13 protein-coding genes and 1 tRNA gene are annotated in these 14,351 nt (G+C 41.0%); 2 read left to right on the plus strand and 12 right to left on the minus strand.

The features are described 5' to 3' along the window. Nucleotides 1-6: 6 nt before the first annotated feature. A complete protein-coding gene (locus tag GR929_RS03590) occupies nt 7-690 on the minus strand; it encodes an energy transducer TonB (RefSeq protein WP_159517567.1) in 684 nt (227 codons plus the stop codon). A 135-nt stretch (nt 691-825) separates the two neighbouring features. Continuing rightward, nucleotides 826-1,509: an energy transducer TonB gene (locus GR929_RS03595; protein ID WP_159517568.1), complete on the minus strand. Its 684-nt coding sequence runs from the start codon at nt 1,507-1,509 to the stop codon at nt 826-828. Nucleotides 1,510-1,633: 124 nt separating this feature from the next. Between GR929_RS03595 and GR929_RS03600 the strand changes: the two genes are divergently transcribed. Then, nucleotides 1,634-1,707 (plus strand) — tRNA-Ala (locus GR929_RS03600). A 45-nt stretch (nt 1,708-1,752) separates the two neighbouring features. Here GR929_RS03600 and GR929_RS03605 read toward each other — a convergent pair. From GR929_RS03605 to GR929_RS03650, 10 genes are all read right to left on the minus strand, one after another. Then, entirely contained in the window at nt 1,753-2,808 is a 1,056-nt protein-coding gene (locus tag GR929_RS03605; protein WP_159517569.1) for an AMP-binding protein, read from the minus strand. A gap of 13 nt (nt 2,809-2,821) precedes the next feature. After that, nucleotides 2,822-3,874 (minus strand): o-succinylbenzoate synthase, encoded by a 1,053-nt coding sequence (gene menC / locus GR929_RS03610; RefSeq protein WP_159517570.1) that lies wholly within the window; start codon nt 3,872-3,874, stop codon nt 2,822-2,824. Next, nucleotides 3,871-4,782, minus strand: a complete 912-nt coding sequence (locus GR929_RS03615) for a 1,4-dihydroxy-2-naphthoate polyprenyltransferase (protein WP_159517571.1) — start codon at nt 4,780-4,782, stop codon at nt 3,871-3,873. The genes menC and GR929_RS03615 overlap by 4 nt, the downstream gene beginning before the upstream one ends. Nucleotides 4,783-4,841: 59 nt before the next feature. Continuing rightward, nucleotides 4,842-5,666 (minus strand): 1,4-dihydroxy-2-naphthoyl-CoA synthase, encoded by an 825-nt coding sequence (gene menB / locus GR929_RS03620; RefSeq protein ID WP_159517572.1) that lies wholly within the window; start codon nt 5,664-5,666, stop codon nt 4,842-4,844. Between the two features lie 58 nt (nt 5,667-5,724). Further along, complete coding sequence (locus tag GR929_RS03625; protein ID WP_159517573.1) at nt 5,725-6,516, minus strand: ion transporter; 792 nt, start codon at nt 6,514-6,516, stop codon at nt 5,725-5,727. Beyond that, the gene (menD, locus tag GR929_RS03630; protein ID WP_159517574.1) at nt 6,510-8,195 is read right to left on the minus strand and encodes a 2-succinyl-5-enolpyruvyl-6-hydroxy-3-cyclohexene-1-carboxylic-acid synthase; all 1,686 of its coding nucleotides are present in this window, start codon (nt 8,193-8,195) and stop codon (nt 6,510-6,512) included. Before menD ends, GR929_RS03625 begins: the two co-directional genes overlap by 7 nt. Further along, nucleotides 8,134-9,306, minus strand: coding sequence for a chorismate-binding protein (locus GR929_RS03635; protein WP_159517575.1), 1,173 nt, complete (start codon nt 9,304-9,306; stop codon nt 8,134-8,136). The genes menD and GR929_RS03635 overlap by 62 nt, the downstream gene beginning before the upstream one ends. Next, nucleotides 9,299-9,733, minus strand: a complete 435-nt coding sequence (locus tag GR929_RS03640) for a PaaI family thioesterase (protein WP_159517576.1) — start codon at nt 9,731-9,733, stop codon at nt 9,299-9,301. The genes GR929_RS03635 and GR929_RS03640 overlap by 8 nt, the downstream gene beginning before the upstream one ends. Before the next feature lie 105 nt (nt 9,734-9,838). Beyond that, nucleotides 9,839-11,944: a glycoside hydrolase family 36 protein gene (locus GR929_RS03645; RefSeq protein WP_159517577.1), complete on the minus strand. Its 2,106-nt coding sequence runs from the start codon at nt 11,942-11,944 to the stop codon at nt 9,839-9,841. A gap of 174 nt (nt 11,945-12,118) precedes the next feature. Then, the gene (locus GR929_RS03650) at nt 12,119-13,423 is read right to left on the minus strand and encodes a S28 family serine protease (RefSeq protein WP_159517578.1); all 1,305 of its coding nucleotides are present in this window, start codon (nt 13,421-13,423) and stop codon (nt 12,119-12,121) included. A 464-nt stretch (nt 13,424-13,887) separates the two neighbouring features. Here GR929_RS03650 and GR929_RS03655 point away from each other — a divergent pair, with 464 nt between their 5' ends. Next, nucleotides 13,888-14,328 (plus strand): DUF4395 domain-containing protein, encoded by a 441-nt coding sequence (locus GR929_RS03655; RefSeq protein ID WP_159517579.1) that lies wholly within the window; start codon nt 13,888-13,890, stop codon nt 14,326-14,328. Nucleotides 14,329-14,351 lie beyond the last annotated feature (23 nt).

Genomic DNA, 14,351 nt, shown 5'->3' on the forward strand with positions numbered 1-14,351 from the left:
AAATCTTTATTGTAATACAAAGTTGATAGGAACCGTATAAGAAACTCTTACTGGTTTTCCTCTTTGTTTTCCGGGTTTCCATTTAGGAAGACTGTTTACCACACGAAGTGCTTCTTTGTCAAGTGATGCATCAACACCACGAGCGATCCGCGCATTGGTGATACTTCCGTCCTTATCTACAACGAAGTTAACGTAAACTTTTCCCTGAATACCGTTTTCCTGAGCAATTACAGGATATTTTACAGCATTGGCAATGAATTTACGAAGAGCTAATTCTCCACCAGGAAATTCAGGCATATCTTCTACGATAAAGAATACCTGACCTTCGTCAACTTCCTCTTCTTCTTGAATAACGGGCGCAACGTCGATCACTGTTTCGTCATCCGCTTCGGTGTCTTGAATCTCAAGTTCGTCTTCGATTTCAACATCATCCTCCACGATATTTAACACCTCAACAACTTTTGGTGGTGGTGGTGGTGGTGGTGGTTTTACTTCTTCTTGACGGGTAATTGGGATAATCTCATCCTCCACCTCTTGCTCTGCAACAGATCCTAAAGAAGAAGCTTGTTCTACTCTGGAAGTCCATTCGAAAGCTAGTAAGCAAAGACCTAGAGACACCACTAACCCTATCTGAACAAAAATATTTCTTTTGCTCTCAAGATCGGCTTTTGGTGATTTCTTTGGTTCCATAATTCAGTTTTAGAAGTTGTTTCTATTTTTCAGATACTAGTTTTTCTCGATATTGAGGGGCTAAAGATAAAAAATAATCTTCAAAATCAAGAGTTGAAAAAATTAAAATTTTATCCTTTGTGTTCGTCGGACATTTTATTGTAATACAAAATTGATCGGCACATTGTAGGAAACCCTTACTGCATGTCCGCCCTGTTTTCCGGGGCTCCATCTTGGCATTTTATTGACAACCCTGAGTGCTTCTCTGTCCAGCGAAGAATCGACACCCCGAATGATGCGGGCATCGCTGACTTGCCCATCAGCATTAACAACAAAATTGACAAATACTCGTCCCTGAATTCCAGTTTCCTGAGCCACCGACGGATAGTCAACCGTATTGGCGATAAACTTCAAAAGAGCTTTCATTCCACCGGGAAATTCGGGCATTTCATCAGGTATTAGCACAATTTCTTCCTTGTCGTATGTGTCATTATCGTTTGCGAAATCTTGTAATGCATCAACGTCAATTCCTTGGTCGGTTACTTCGGTGTCAAAAATATCCAGATCATCATCATCCAGCTCTGTGTCATTATCGACCAGCTGAAATAATTCAACTGTTTTTATCGGAGGCGCGAGTTCCTTTTTCTCTGGTTTAGTTAGGGGAATAATAATATCAGTAGGGGAGTCCCAGTTAACAGATCCAACATCGTCGGCTTTTTGTACTGGTGTTTTCCAACTAAAAGCCAGTAAGGTAAAACCGAGTGAGAGTACTAATCCAAGCGAGAGGAATAATGAGCGTTTACTTTCTAAATCGGCGTTCTTAGATTTTTTTGTTCCCATAACTTCTTGATTTAATTGTTTAAAAATGAATGGCTAATAAGAGTGAGAAAACAAAAACCAAACCAAAAAGAACCAATGGTGATTACGTTTTGAAAATATTATTATATTTGCGGTGCAAAATGATGGGGGATTAGCTCAGTTGGCTAGAGCGTTTGACTGGCAGTCAAGAGGTCATCGGTTCGATTCCGATATTCTCCACTGGAAATAAAAGAGTTACAGACATGTGTTTGTAGCTCTTTTATTTTATAATGTTTTTCGCATTACTTTCCCATTCTCTGTTCGCTGGAATACTTTAATAAATCGAATCTGCTTTGGCTGCTCGTATGTTGAAAGCTGCTGACTGCAAATCGTTCGAATTTGATGGATAAGATTTTCATCTTCTTCACCTTCAACGATTAGAATAAGTTGTTGTCCCAGCGTTTCGTGAGGCAGTGATGAAAAATAAAAAGCGATGGAAATAAACGGCTCCAGCTTCCTTTCCAATTGTTCGGGCGAGAATTTGATACCTCCGGAAATGATCACATTGTCTGCTCGACCTAAAACTCGAAACGTCTTTTCGTCTGCTAATTCTGCCAAGTCATTTGTTTTTAGCGGCTGTTGTTTTAGTCCGGGCATAAAAATTTCAAGGCAATTGTCGAGCGAGAGTTGCACTTTTATATTGTCTAAGCAATGGTAAAACTGATCTTGGTTTTTACCGTTCAATTTTCGCAAGGCGATGTGGGTCGCAGTTTCGGTCATGGCATAACTGGAATAGCATTGCGTTTGTACTTCTTGCAATTGGTCGATTAATGATTGCTGAACTGCAGAACCACCAATCAGTAAAAATTCCAAATTCCAATCCAGATAACTATTTGGATCAAGCATCATCAACTTGTGAACCTGGTTGGGAACCATCGCTGCAAATTTAAATCGCTTTTGGGGCAAGAAGCGGAAGTCGCTGGCCGGATCAACAAGATGTAAGTCAAGTTTGCCAAGCAGGGCACGGACAACCATTAGTTTTCCGGCGATGTATTTCGTAGGTAAACAATGTAAAATGCAGTCGCCCTTTTTCAGTCCGAAATATTGGATGGTACGTTGCGCACTGGCAGCCACAAAATCCTTGTTTAGCTTTATCGTTTTTGGTGTTCCGGTACTACCCGAGGTGTTTACTTTAATGTAATCGTTTTGGTTATACCATTCTTGCAGAAAACTCAGCCATTGTTTTTCCCAGCCAGATAGCGCAGATAGTTGTCGTTGGAGAAGATCACTAATTGGTGTGGGCTTTCCGTTAAACTTGATATGCGTTGGAAATAGGTTCATGATGGAAATAAGCCTATTGTTTGGGATCACTTAATTCTTCCGGTAGAATAAATGTTTTTTGCTGATCGAACCAAAGCTGTTCTCCACGAATTTCAAGTGGCGAATTAAAGTTGTTGGTAAATAGCTGTCCGGTTCCCAGGCCCTGATACATTTTCGGATGTTTGGTGAATGTCCACTGAGCAATGGCATTAAGCCCGATGTTAGATTCGAGGTAGGAGGTGATCCACCAGCCAATCGACCGCTCGTTGGCTAAGTTGATCCATTCATCACAACCGGCAATACCTCCGTGTAAGCTTGGTTTTAGTACCAGAAACTGAGGTCTGATGATGTCTAAAAGAGCCTCTTTTTTATCTCTCGAATTAATGCCAATCAGCTCTTCGTCGAGCGCAATTGGGATTGGTGTTTCATCGCAAAGTTTTGCCATCTCTTCCCATTGTCCGGCAGCAATTGGTTGCTCAATCGAATGCAGATCAAATTGGGCCAGTTCATTAAGTTTATCCAGTGCTTTTTCAGGTTGAAAAGCACCATTGGCATCAACACGGATCGTGATATCCTGGCGACCTTTCAAATACTTCAAAGACTGTAGTAAGGAGAGTTCCCGTTCGAAATTAATTGCGCCAATTTTTAACTTAATGCATTGAAATCCGGCCTCCGATTTTTCCCGGATTTGTTGTTGCATAAACGTGTAGTCTCCCATCCAAATCAGACCATTGATTGGAATCCCCTCTTCGCCTGAAGTAAAGGTTGACGGAAACAGAATCTGATTTCCTCCGTTTTCAAGATCCAACATAGCAGATTCCAAACCAAAGCGAACCGATGGAATATCCTGTAACAGTTCGGGATGATTGATGTAGTTGGTGGGGTTGGCACAGATTGTCTTTAATAGCTGTTCAACCTGTTCGGGCGACTCCTTGCTCAAGTCAGGAAGCGGCGCACATTCACCAATTCCGGTTCTCTCATTTTCTTTCAGAAAAAGAAGCCAAATAGTTCTTGTATTGTAAACGCCTCGCGATGTTTCCGCCGGACGTTTAAAATGAAGTTGATATTTTTTGAAATATGCAATCATAAAACAGCCAGTATTAATCCTAAACAAAAAAGCAAGGTAAAGGCAAGGGTAGAAAGCGCCAGTTTTTTGAGAAACGGATCAAGTTTTTGCTCTTCATTAATCCGGTGAATGTTTGCTAAATCTTTGATAAACAAAGGTAAAGTTAGCAAAAATAACCATTGCCATGTTGATTCTTGCTGGTGCAGCGTGAAAATGATAACACTAAGCCAACCCCAAAGAATCATTGCGGTATGATAAATCCGGCTGTTTCGCGCGCCTATTCTGACAGGCAGCGTAATTTTGCCGGATTTTTGGTCGTTATCCAAATCCCGCATATTGTTAAGATTGAGAACGCCGGTACTAAAAAAACCCATGCTTAGGGCAGGTAAAACGATGGCTTTTTCAAAATAAGCAGCACTCAAATAGAAAACACCAATAACCGGGAGCAGCCCAAAGAACAGAAAAACTGCCAAATCGCCTAAGCCAACATAGCCGTAGGATTTCTTGCCAGCGGTATAGAAGTAGGCGGCAATTAACGATAAAACTCCGAGTCCGATGAAACTGAAAAAAGCTGTTTTCGAAAATTCCCAGGTTCCGGCATAAACCAGCCAAATGCCAAAGATCAGGCTCAAGCCACCAATAATGGTCATTCCTTTTTTCATTTCTGAATGACTGATTTCTCCGCTTTGCATCGTTCGGGTGGGGCCGAGGCGAAACTCATTGTCCGTTCCGCGTTGGTTGTCTCCAAAGTCGTTGGCAAAGTTTGAGAATACCTGAATTAAGGTGGCTGTAATGATTGCTAAAATGCAAACATGCAGGTTGAAAGATCCATAAAACCATGCCAGGCCACATCCCATTAAAATACCAGAAAGTGCCAAGGGGAGTGTGCGCAGACGTGCTGCTTTTACCCAACTTTTTGCTGTTGCCATAGTTTAAAAATAGATCGCTACCAGTTTGAAATTGTGATTGAGTTCGATGAATATTGCTGCTAGGGGAACTTTGGGTATTTTCCAAAGTCGGGTTTGCGTTTCTCCAAAAATGCGTGTTTTCCTTCCTGAGCTTCTTCTGTCAGGTAATAAAGCAGTGTTGCATTTCCGGCAAACTCCTGAATGCCGACTTGCCCATCGAGTTCCGCATTGAGTCCGAGTTTCAACATGCGTAAAGCCAATGGACTGTGTTCCTGCATTTTTTGTGCCCAGGCAACTGTCTCATCTTCCAACTGGTCAAGTGGAACGACTTTGTTGACCAAGCCCATTTCCAAGGCTTCGGCAGCAGAGTATTGGCGGCACATAAACCATATTTCACGAGCCTTTTTCTGACCGACAATGCTGGCCAGGTATGATGATCCGAGCCCTGCATCGAAGCTTCCAACTTTCGGGCCTGTTTGTCCGAAGATGGCGTTTTCGCTGGCAATACTGATGTCGCAAACCACATGCAGTACATGACCACCGCCGATAGCAAAACCGTTTACCATCGCAATCACAGGTTTAGGCATACTGCGGATTTGTTTCTGAACTTCCAGAATATTCAATCGTGGAATTCCGTTTTCGTCGATGTAGCCACCTTTGCCTTTTACCGTTTGGTCGCCACCTGCACAAAAGGCTTTGTCGCCAGCTCCGGTTAGCACGATCACATTAATTCGTTGGTCTTCGCGACAGAAACGTAAGGCTTCGCTAATTTCGTTAACCGTCGTAGGGCGAAAAGCATTGCGGTAGCGTTCGCGGTTAATGGTTATTTTTCCAATTCCGTCGTAATAGTCGAAGAAAATATCTTCGTATTCTTTAATGGTTTCCCATTGTCTTTGTGTGCTCATTCTATTTTGTTTTTTGTTAGAAGACAAGTCTGTTGTCTATTTGTTTAATTTTAGGTTGCTAATGTATTTGTTTTCCACAATGCGGACACTGCTTGGCTTGTTTATTTTTCTGACTAACTTTTTCCATAAATGCTGATCCAATAATACCGGTAGGCAATGCGACAACTCCAATTCCCAGCAGGGCAATAGTACCGCTAACCACTTTCCCTAATCCAGTGATTGGATATACATCGCCATAACCAACTGTTGTTAATGTTGCAACTGCCCACCAAAGGCAAGCCAGAATGTTGGGGAATTGTTCCGGTTGGACATCGCCTTCAATATAATACATTAGGAAAGATGCAATTAAGAGAACTAAAAACGTAAGAAATCCGGTTATCCCTAATTCTGTTCTTTTTTCTTTAATTACCTGCCATATCAGATTGAGAGAACTGTTATACCTGTTAAATTTAAATATTCTGAAAAATCGCATCAGCCGAAGAATTCGTAAAAACTTTAGATCAATTTTTACAACAAATGGCAAGTAAAAAGGAAGAATGGCCAGGAGGTCGATTATTCCGTAAAAAGAGAAGATAAACTTAAAAAACGATTTAGTTTTAGTTGGTGCAGGATGAGTTATATCAGAAACCCAGAGGCGCATTAGGTATTCGATGGAAAAAACAATAACAGAGAATATTTCGAATGCAATCAGATATGAACCAAAACGACTATATATGCTGTTGAATGATTCGAGAATGACAATGATAACATTCGCTATGATAAGGAACATGATGGCATAGTCAAAATACAAATTGATTTTTGACCCGTGAGAACCTCTTTCAACCAAATGATATACTTTTTCTTTTAGCATTGTTTCACGATCTTAAACAACTCCCGAAACATTTTTGTGTTCAGCTCTGCATCGGTGAAAATTTCCAGGAGGGCTGGTTTTTGCTGTTTCGGGGAATAGAAATCTTTTAAAACTTCGCGTAACTCTTGTTGATTTTCAGCTTTAAAATAATCCAACTCAAATGTTTTAGCAATTCCTTCAGCCTTAAATTTATTTTCAGTGAAAAAGTGTTCCTGGAAAGCAGGTGAATCGCTGGGCCCTTTTATTAGGCTAAATATATTTCCACCCCGGTTGTTGATTACAATTACTCGCAGGTTTTCTTTGAGGTAGTTGTTCCAAAGCGCATTTGAGTCGTAAAAAAACGACAAATCACCCAGAATAATGGTGTTCAACTTTTCAGATTCGGAGGCGAAGCCAACAGCTGTTGAAAGTGGACCATCGATACCACTGGTTCCGCGGTTGCTGAAATACCGGGTATTTTTTACTGGGTCGCAAATCAATGCATATCTAACCGGGGAACTATTGCCTAAATGAATCACAGAGTTTTGTGGGATGGCTTTTCTGAGTTCATCAAAAACAGTCAAATCACAGTATTGAGTTCGTCCGATAAGGTCATCACGCAGTTGGTTTACCTGCTGTTCTTTTTCTTTCCAACGACTAAAATAAGTCCGATTGTTGGATGAGACTTTTGGCAAAAGTTGTTCTATAAAGTCACTTGGCTGCATGTTGATCACCTTGGTTAACGATTGGTAGGTGTCGAAATGCTCGTTGGACAAACTCAGGTGCCAATGGTTTGATGGGTGGTTTTTTCGTAAAAATTGCTTCAATGACTTTGAAACATACTGACCACCGAGGCTAATCAGTAAATCAGGGGCGAAGTCTTCTGATTGACCGTCATGGATAGCCGCCATAATTGTGTCAATGCTGCTGCAAAAAGTGGTGTGGTTTAAGTTTGAGATATGCTCTTTCAGAACAACAGCGCCAGTTTTTTCTACCAATTCGATCAACCGATTTTCCAGATCTGGATTCGGGACTTGCTGTCCGGCTAAAACCAATATTTTTTGAGCTTTGTTGACTGTTTCGGCTATCTGCTTTAACTCTGAATCGACCAGGTATGCAGCCACATCGGGCTGGGTTATATTTTTTACTGTCGGAAGTTTTTCATCCAACAAATCATGCAATGGTTCTTCCAGCGGGATGTTGATATGCACAGGAGCCGGAGTTCCGTTAATAGCAGTGTTGAGGCATTCGTTTATTTCACGTGCGGCAAACCACAATTCTTTTTCCGTTTCGCCCAAGGGCAGTGAAAACGCTGACTTTGTGAAGTTCTGATAAATTCCTTCTTGCCGGATGCATTGACTTTCCGCTTGGTCGATCCAATAATCCGGGCGGTCGGCTGTGAGCACAATTAATGGCATATTTAAGTAAAATGCTTCGGCAACGGCAGGAGCATAATTTAAGCTTGCTGTTCCGGAGCTACATACAATGGCAACCGGTTTTTGCTTGGCTTGAGCTAATCCCAGTGCAAAATAGGCCGCGCTTCGTTCATCAACAATATTGCGACAGTTAAATTTTCCGCTTCCGGCAAAGGTGTGGGTTAGCGGCCCATTTCTCGATCCCGGAGAAATGATAATGTCATCAATTCCTTTGCTCAGAAGTAAGCTGGCTAGCTGTTGAATGTGTTTTTTGGTTGATATCATTATTTTGAACCGCTTCGATGGCTGATAAAAGTGTTCTCGCTTTGTTGTTTGTTTCTTCCCATTCCTCTTCAGGAACTGACCTTGCTGTAATTCCACCTCCCGAATACAAAATGTATTGTTTGGGTGTTATTTCCATGCATCGCAAATTTACAAATAATCTGATGGAATTGTTTAACTGCCAAGGTCCCAGATAACCGGTGTAATAGCGACGATCATGTTTCTCAATTTTAGTGATGAACTTGCTGGCTTTTGATTTTGGATAGCCACAAACTGCAGGTGTTGGATGAAGTTCGGCAACAAAATCGCCTAGCCTGCGACTTAATTTTTTTGCTGAAAAACGAAAGCTGGTAAACAGATGCGCTACTTTTCCGCTCTCAAGTGTCTCAGGGCCTCGCGTTGTGTATGGGTGAATGTTGAATTGATAAAATACATCGAGTAGGTAACGAGAAACAAAGGCTTGCTCCTCAATATCTTTGGTGTGCCAGCTGTAGTCTGAATCTGCCCTTCGGGTTTGTGTGCCGGCCAGTGATATGGTCTCCAATGTTTTTTCATCTGATTTCAGGAGGACTTCGGGAGTAGCTCCCATCCAGCAGCCCGCTTTTGGCAGGTTAACCAGATAAATAAAAGCGTTTGGAGTTTGCTCAAACAATTGCATGTAAAGCTCACCGATCGACTCCTCTCCGCGGGTTGAAGGGATTAGACGAGAAATAATTGCTTTTGAAAGTTTGCTGGTTTTTATTGTTTCGATTGTTGTTTCAATATCCTTTAAATACACCTCTTTTTCAATGATGAAATGTTCATCTTCTTTACTCGCGGCAGCTTGATTTTTCTGAATTTCGTCCAGATCAATTTTGATAATTTCTTCGATCCCTTTATGGTAGATACCTGGCTTTAATAATACCAATGGCGTGGTTGAGTTGACTTCGTAGGGAGCAAAAACGAAACCTTCTTGCCCGTTCAGTTTACAAAACTCTTTGGGGTAAATCAGGTCTTTTTTATCTGTCAGTAGGATTTCAGGTTCATCGCTTCCGGGTTCAGACCATATGGCAAAAGCGCAATTCTTTTCGATGAGTTTATCCAGAAATTGTGTTAATGTTCTTTTTTTAGTCATTCCTTTTTACAATCATATTCGTCACCCGAACTGCTGAAATCAGTCGGCCTTCTTCATTTGTTACATCAACATTCCAAACGTGGGTCTGGTTTCCCTGGTGCATGATTTTTGCAGTAGCAAAAGCTTTACCTTCTTTTAAGATGCCGGTATGGCTGCCGTTTACCTGAATGCCAAGTACATTAAATTCGTTTACATCAACCAGCAACATGCTTCCCAGTCCGGCTAGCGTTTCGGCCAGCGACAGGTTGGCACCTCCATGTAAAATACCATCGGGGCGACAGTTTTTTTCAGAGAGTTGCATTTGTCCTTCAACTGTTCCAGCTTCAATTTTGGTGAATTCAATACCCAGGCTTCCAATCAATCCTCTTTGCGAGGCCTGATTAATTAATTCAATTGGTGTGTCAATATTCAGTGCGCGAAAATCCATAGCGGTTTATTCAAAAATGACTTCTAAAATAAGATTTAGTTTTGAATAAATTTAATTACACGGCTCATTCCTGTGCAATCGCCGGAAAATAAATGGTCGTAAGGTTTAAGTATCCTGTTTGCGGTAAACTTTTTTCAGGCGGATTCCACTAATTGATAGGTCTTCCGCCGGGCTGTCGTTTCCGTCAGATAAATAAAATAGCTTTGACTCGTGCTTTTGGAGAGTGACTGTAATTTCGCTGAGATTTCCCAGCCCCATACTTTCACCCAAGGTCCACTCGTATACCCAATTGCTGCTCTCTTCATTGATCTCGGAAAAAACAAAGTTTTCGGTTACTGTTTCTTCTGTATCATTAAAAATCAGGAGCCCCCAGGCTTTGGGTGAGCGGTAACGTCGTAGCGCAACCTTGCATGTTTTGTCCTGCCCCCAATACGGAAGGGTAGCACTTTGTGGCCGTTCATGGGGAAGCAACAGGCGCCAGGTTTCCAGCTGTTCGTCAGTTAGGGTTGAAAAGCGGTCGGAGATACTTACGACCCCACCTAAAATACCACTCCAGTATGCCAGACTAGTTTTTTCGGTGTTGGTTAGGTTGCAATTCATATTACGAAGCGAAATAACATCCGGATCGTTTTGCCAAAATACGTTGTTGAAGTACTGGCAGTTGTAGCTTTCCTGAAGCATATTGCCAACACCGTTTTGCTCCCATTCACAATTAATGCTATTTGCAATACGCATGGCATCAACATAACCAATCATCGGTGCATAAGGCGATGTGCCACTTAGCCAAAAGCTTCCGGCTCCTATTTCTTCCCGAATAATATTTAAAATTTCCGTAAAAATCTGAACTGAAGTTTTGGTTTTATCATATCGTTCAATGCCAACTGACGGTTTATGTCCCCAATCCATAAATTCAGTTTTGTAAAAGGTAAATCCCATTTTTCGGAATGTCCGGAAAACTTTTTGGATATAACGCTTTACTTCAGGGTGACTACCATCGAGAGCATAATGCGTGCCTTCCTTGAAATTCCACTCAGGAATAGGAATGCCTTCCTTATCACGAATTAACCAGTCTTTATGTCGTTTGAAGACTTTGCTTTCCTCGCTTACCATAAATGGCGCAACCCAAATACCTGCCCGGTAACGTCGTTGAAAGATATCGCGAGCAGCGGGTTCGAGTCCTTTTGGCCATTTGTCATTCGTATCCAGCCAATCGCCATGAATGGCATAGCCATCATTGATCAAAATAGTATCCAGCAAAATTTCCGGATCCATTGACTCCAATGAAGTCAACAGTTTTGTTAGTTTCTCGTGGTCGAAATCGTGTTGAAACTCGTTAAATGAATCCCAGTGATAGCTCGTTTTTGAATCTTTTCGTGCATCCAGGTTTTCTGAAATATTCCAGGCTAGATGTTGCAGCGTTTCATAGGGTTTATTTCCATAATAAATATAGATGTCCGGTAGTTTGATAAAATCATCTTTTAGCGGAATTCTTTCTGTAACAAAGCCGGTTTCGAAAAAGATTGACTCAACATCGGGGTAGCGGTCAACTAAGCCTCGGCGGTGTGGGCGGTTATATAGCGAACTTTTTTGGACAAAATCGTTATGCTCAAATGTACCAACGACTAAGCTGTCATTTTCAGCTGAGATCAAACCCGTTGTCAGATATGAATCATAGGACCAGGCCTGTTCCCCGAGCTCATTACCAAATTCTTCTTGTGATGGCTTTTGAAATTCATATAAACCTGTTGGACCTCCAAATCCTTGTCCCTGTTTGAAGAAATGCTTGACGCCGTTAACCGTTGCTTCGCCCAATGGACAAAACCAGTAGGGGGCGCGAGGCATTCCACTTAACTCGGCACCGATAGAGATAGAACCTGAGTTCACTTTCAGATCGAGCATAACAAAACCACGATCCAGTTCATAAATAATTCGTTTACCTTTTGGTGAGTCACCCATAAACGTATTACGGACGAAAATACTCTGTCCATCAATCGTAGGGCGGCAATTTTGAAGACTGATTCTTCCTGCAACTAAGTCAAAGGTACCGTCGTTATGAAGAATCCACTGTGGCTTACCGATTTTAAAACGGTCTCGGTCAATCGCAGCAGGGTACTCAAAGGCATTTGCGTAATGGGGAAGTGTTAGGAGTGAGCCTATTCCAGTACCTAGTAATTTTAAAAAATTTCTTCTTTCAATGGCCTTTTTGGTCATAGACGACGTTATTGATTAGTTAAGTGGCTGTAAATTTAACAACTTTTAACAATGTATGCATTAAAAGATCAAAAACTTCTTTTTTGGTAAGGGGTTGTTTGTCAGGTGTATATGTCGAATTATGTTGTGAAAAATGTTTGTGTTAGTTTCTTGCTGAGCATTATTAAAAGCAAATCATGGTGTTGCTTTAACCATTTTGTTGATTTGTTTTTCAATTTTTTGGCGAGTCTTTTCATCAAACGAGGCAATTCGTGTTTTGTGACTACCATTTTTTAAAACGAATTTGTAGTTGTTGCCTCTTTTTCTTACCGATGCAGAGCTTGCGGTCCAGGGGTCAATCTCGCCGTAGATAAGAATAATATTTTCAGCATCATCCTTCAAAAAGGCTTTGACTTTGCGAGATGTCTTGTCGCTGTATTTGACGGATGTAGCAGAAGGAACCATAAATTGATTCAAGTATCCTTTGGCTGATTTTACAGATAAAAGGTCATCAAGAGGTTTTGTGTCGTATCCGTAGTAACCCAGTTCGTGAGCTGCCTGATAAAAAAAGGCACGATATTTAGCTGATCCTTCGTACGAAAAATAGTCGGGAGGACTGGACTTTGCCAAATATTCAAAAAGAAGCTGGTCATCTGAATTGCTGTCAGGAATTTTGCTGCAATCGTAACCCCATTGCCAAAAAGCAAAAGGAAATTCAAGGACGATGTAGTCCAACACTTCATCAAGTGTTATGGGAAACTGATATGCTCTGGCTGCGGCGTATTTTTTCAATAGAGGGCGCATTTGATCTCTCCTTTTAAGTATTTCTCGTTGAAATTTTTCAATTTGAAATCGGCATTCGCTTGTCCCCACCTCTTTCAAAAATAGTTCATGACGCCCGTCTTCTACGCCAAAATTTAGTGGGGCAACGTAGGCAACAGTAGCCGAGACATCGTCTGGGAAAAAAGCCCGATGTGCCAAGGCTGTTTGCCCGCCCTTGCTAATTCCCGTATTTAACCATTTTGCCTGATAATATTTGTTGAAAAGTTCAATTATGCGATGGTGGTCGTTAGCTGCATTTTCAACGGTAAGAAATTGCCAGTCCAGCGAGTCAGGAATTGACTCACCAAAATATCGATGCTCCACACAAACCTGGTTCGCATCTAACATGGTTGTGAGTTCGTTGATGTATTTGGGCTTTGAAGCATAGTCTGCAGCGTACCCTTCGGTAATTAAAACGACAGGGCTGGCTGGATGTTTATCGGCTAAAAATACGCGTTGAAGGAAGAATCCGTTGGTTGTGTCTTTATAATCGATCGGCTGCCTGATTTTTAACACGTATGTCTGCTTGAAAAAAGAATTTCCTTCAATCGAATCGATAGTGACGATTTCCGGTTGTGTTTTCAGAAACTTGATTAGGTCCTGACTGTTTCCTGTATAAGCGAGAATTAGAAGAACTAGAGTTCCCAGGAGGTGCTTTAATCGTGTTTGTCTTTTCATAATAAGCGTATTGCAATGTCTTAACTGATGATTCGATATTTTGGATGGGACAGTTCGTTAAATTTTCTGAGATTTTCAAAAATACATGAAACGAACATGAGCAAAATTTTGCTTGCACATGAGGATGATTATTGGGAGTTCCATGCGTTGGTGCACTAAATTAGAGAACTTCAGTGGAGTACGAAAATTGTACGAACTTAAAGTAAAAAAATAATCATATAAAAATATAGAATAATCCGTGTCAGGAAATAACGAATAGAACGACTATTTGATTGTAATTGGAAGATGAACTATTAATCGGTGTCTGATAATTAAATCAGCGTTTAATGTAAATAAACTATTAAATTCAAGTATTGTTATTTAGAATAGTTCAAAATAATTAATAAAAAAACAGATAAATTTGTCTGAATATATTTAGATGACAAAAAATAGGTCACCTAAAATGGATGAAAGGAGATTAAAAGATGAAGAATGTATTTTGTCCCATATCAGAAGAACGAATCAATGAGCAAGTGCCGCGCGTAACAGCTTTGCTGGTTATGTTGGTGGTGATTGCTGCGTTTGCTTTAGACTCAGTAGTTGTTATGGGATTGTTAACGGCTGATTTTTTTATCCGGGCGTTTACTCAAATGAAATTTAGTCCTTTAAGTTTTTTGGCCTCGAAAACAGTAAAGGCCTTAAAATTACCAGTAAATAAAATAGATAAAGCACCTAAGATTTTTGCTGCCCGTATGGGATTTACCATGGCATTGGTTGTCGCTTTATTATTTGTATTACAGTTATACACAGCAGCGGCGGTAGTGGCCGGTGTGCTTGTGTTTTTTGCAGGGCTTGAGTTTGCTTTTGCCTTTTGCGCAGGATGTACAATCTACACCTACTTTGTACTTCCGTTTTACACCGATTAATTTTCCAACAATTAATATTAGTT

Origin of the sequence: Sunxiuqinia indica (assembly GCF_009847015.1) — a bacterium.
Taxonomy (GTDB): Bacteria; Bacteroidota; Bacteroidia; order Bacteroidales; family Prolixibacteraceae; genus Sunxiuqinia; species Sunxiuqinia indica.

Excerpts from the sequence above, each read along its gene's own strand:
- GR929_RS03650 (WP_159517578.1), bottom strand. The coding sequence starts at position 13,423 with ATGAAAAGACAAACACGATTAAAGCACCTCCTGGGAACTCTAGTTCTT.
- GR929_RS03605 (WP_159517569.1), bottom strand. The coding sequence starts at position 2,808 with ATGAACCTATTTCCAACGCATATCAAGTTTAACGGAAAGCCCACACCA.
- GR929_RS03640 (WP_159517576.1), bottom strand. The coding sequence starts at position 9,733 with ATGGATTTTCGCGCACTGAATATTGACACACCAATTGAATTAATTAAT.
- menD (WP_159517574.1), bottom strand. The coding sequence starts at position 8,195 with ATGATATCAACCAAAAAACACATTCAACAGCTAGCCAGCTTACTTCTG.
- GR929_RS03655 (WP_159517579.1), top strand. The coding sequence starts at position 13,888 with ATGAAGAATGTATTTTGTCCCATATCAGAAGAACGAATCAATGAGCAA.
- GR929_RS03595 (WP_159517568.1), bottom strand. The coding sequence starts at position 1,509 with ATGGGAACAAAAAAATCTAAGAACGCCGATTTAGAAAGTAAACGCTCA.
- GR929_RS03635 (WP_159517575.1), bottom strand. The coding sequence starts at position 9,306 with ATGACTAAAAAAAGAACATTAACACAATTTCTGGATAAACTCATCGAA.
- GR929_RS03615 (WP_159517571.1), bottom strand. The coding sequence starts at position 4,782 with ATGGCAACAGCAAAAAGTTGGGTAAAAGCAGCACGTCTGCGCACACTC.
- GR929_RS03590 (WP_159517567.1), bottom strand. The coding sequence starts at position 690 with ATGGAACCAAAGAAATCACCAAAAGCCGATCTTGAGAGCAAAAGAAAT.
- GR929_RS03625 (WP_159517573.1), bottom strand. The coding sequence starts at position 6,516 with ATGCTAAAAGAAAAAGTATATCATTTGGTTGAAAGAGGTTCTCACGGG.
- GR929_RS03645 (WP_159517577.1), bottom strand. The coding sequence starts at position 11,944 with ATGACCAAAAAGGCCATTGAAAGAAGAAATTTTTTAAAATTACTAGGT.
- menC (WP_159517570.1), bottom strand. The coding sequence starts at position 3,874 with ATGATTGCATATTTCAAAAAATATCAACTTCATTTTAAACGTCCGGCG.
- menB (WP_159517572.1), bottom strand. The coding sequence starts at position 5,666 with ATGAGCACACAAAGACAATGGGAAACCATTAAAGAATACGAAGATATT.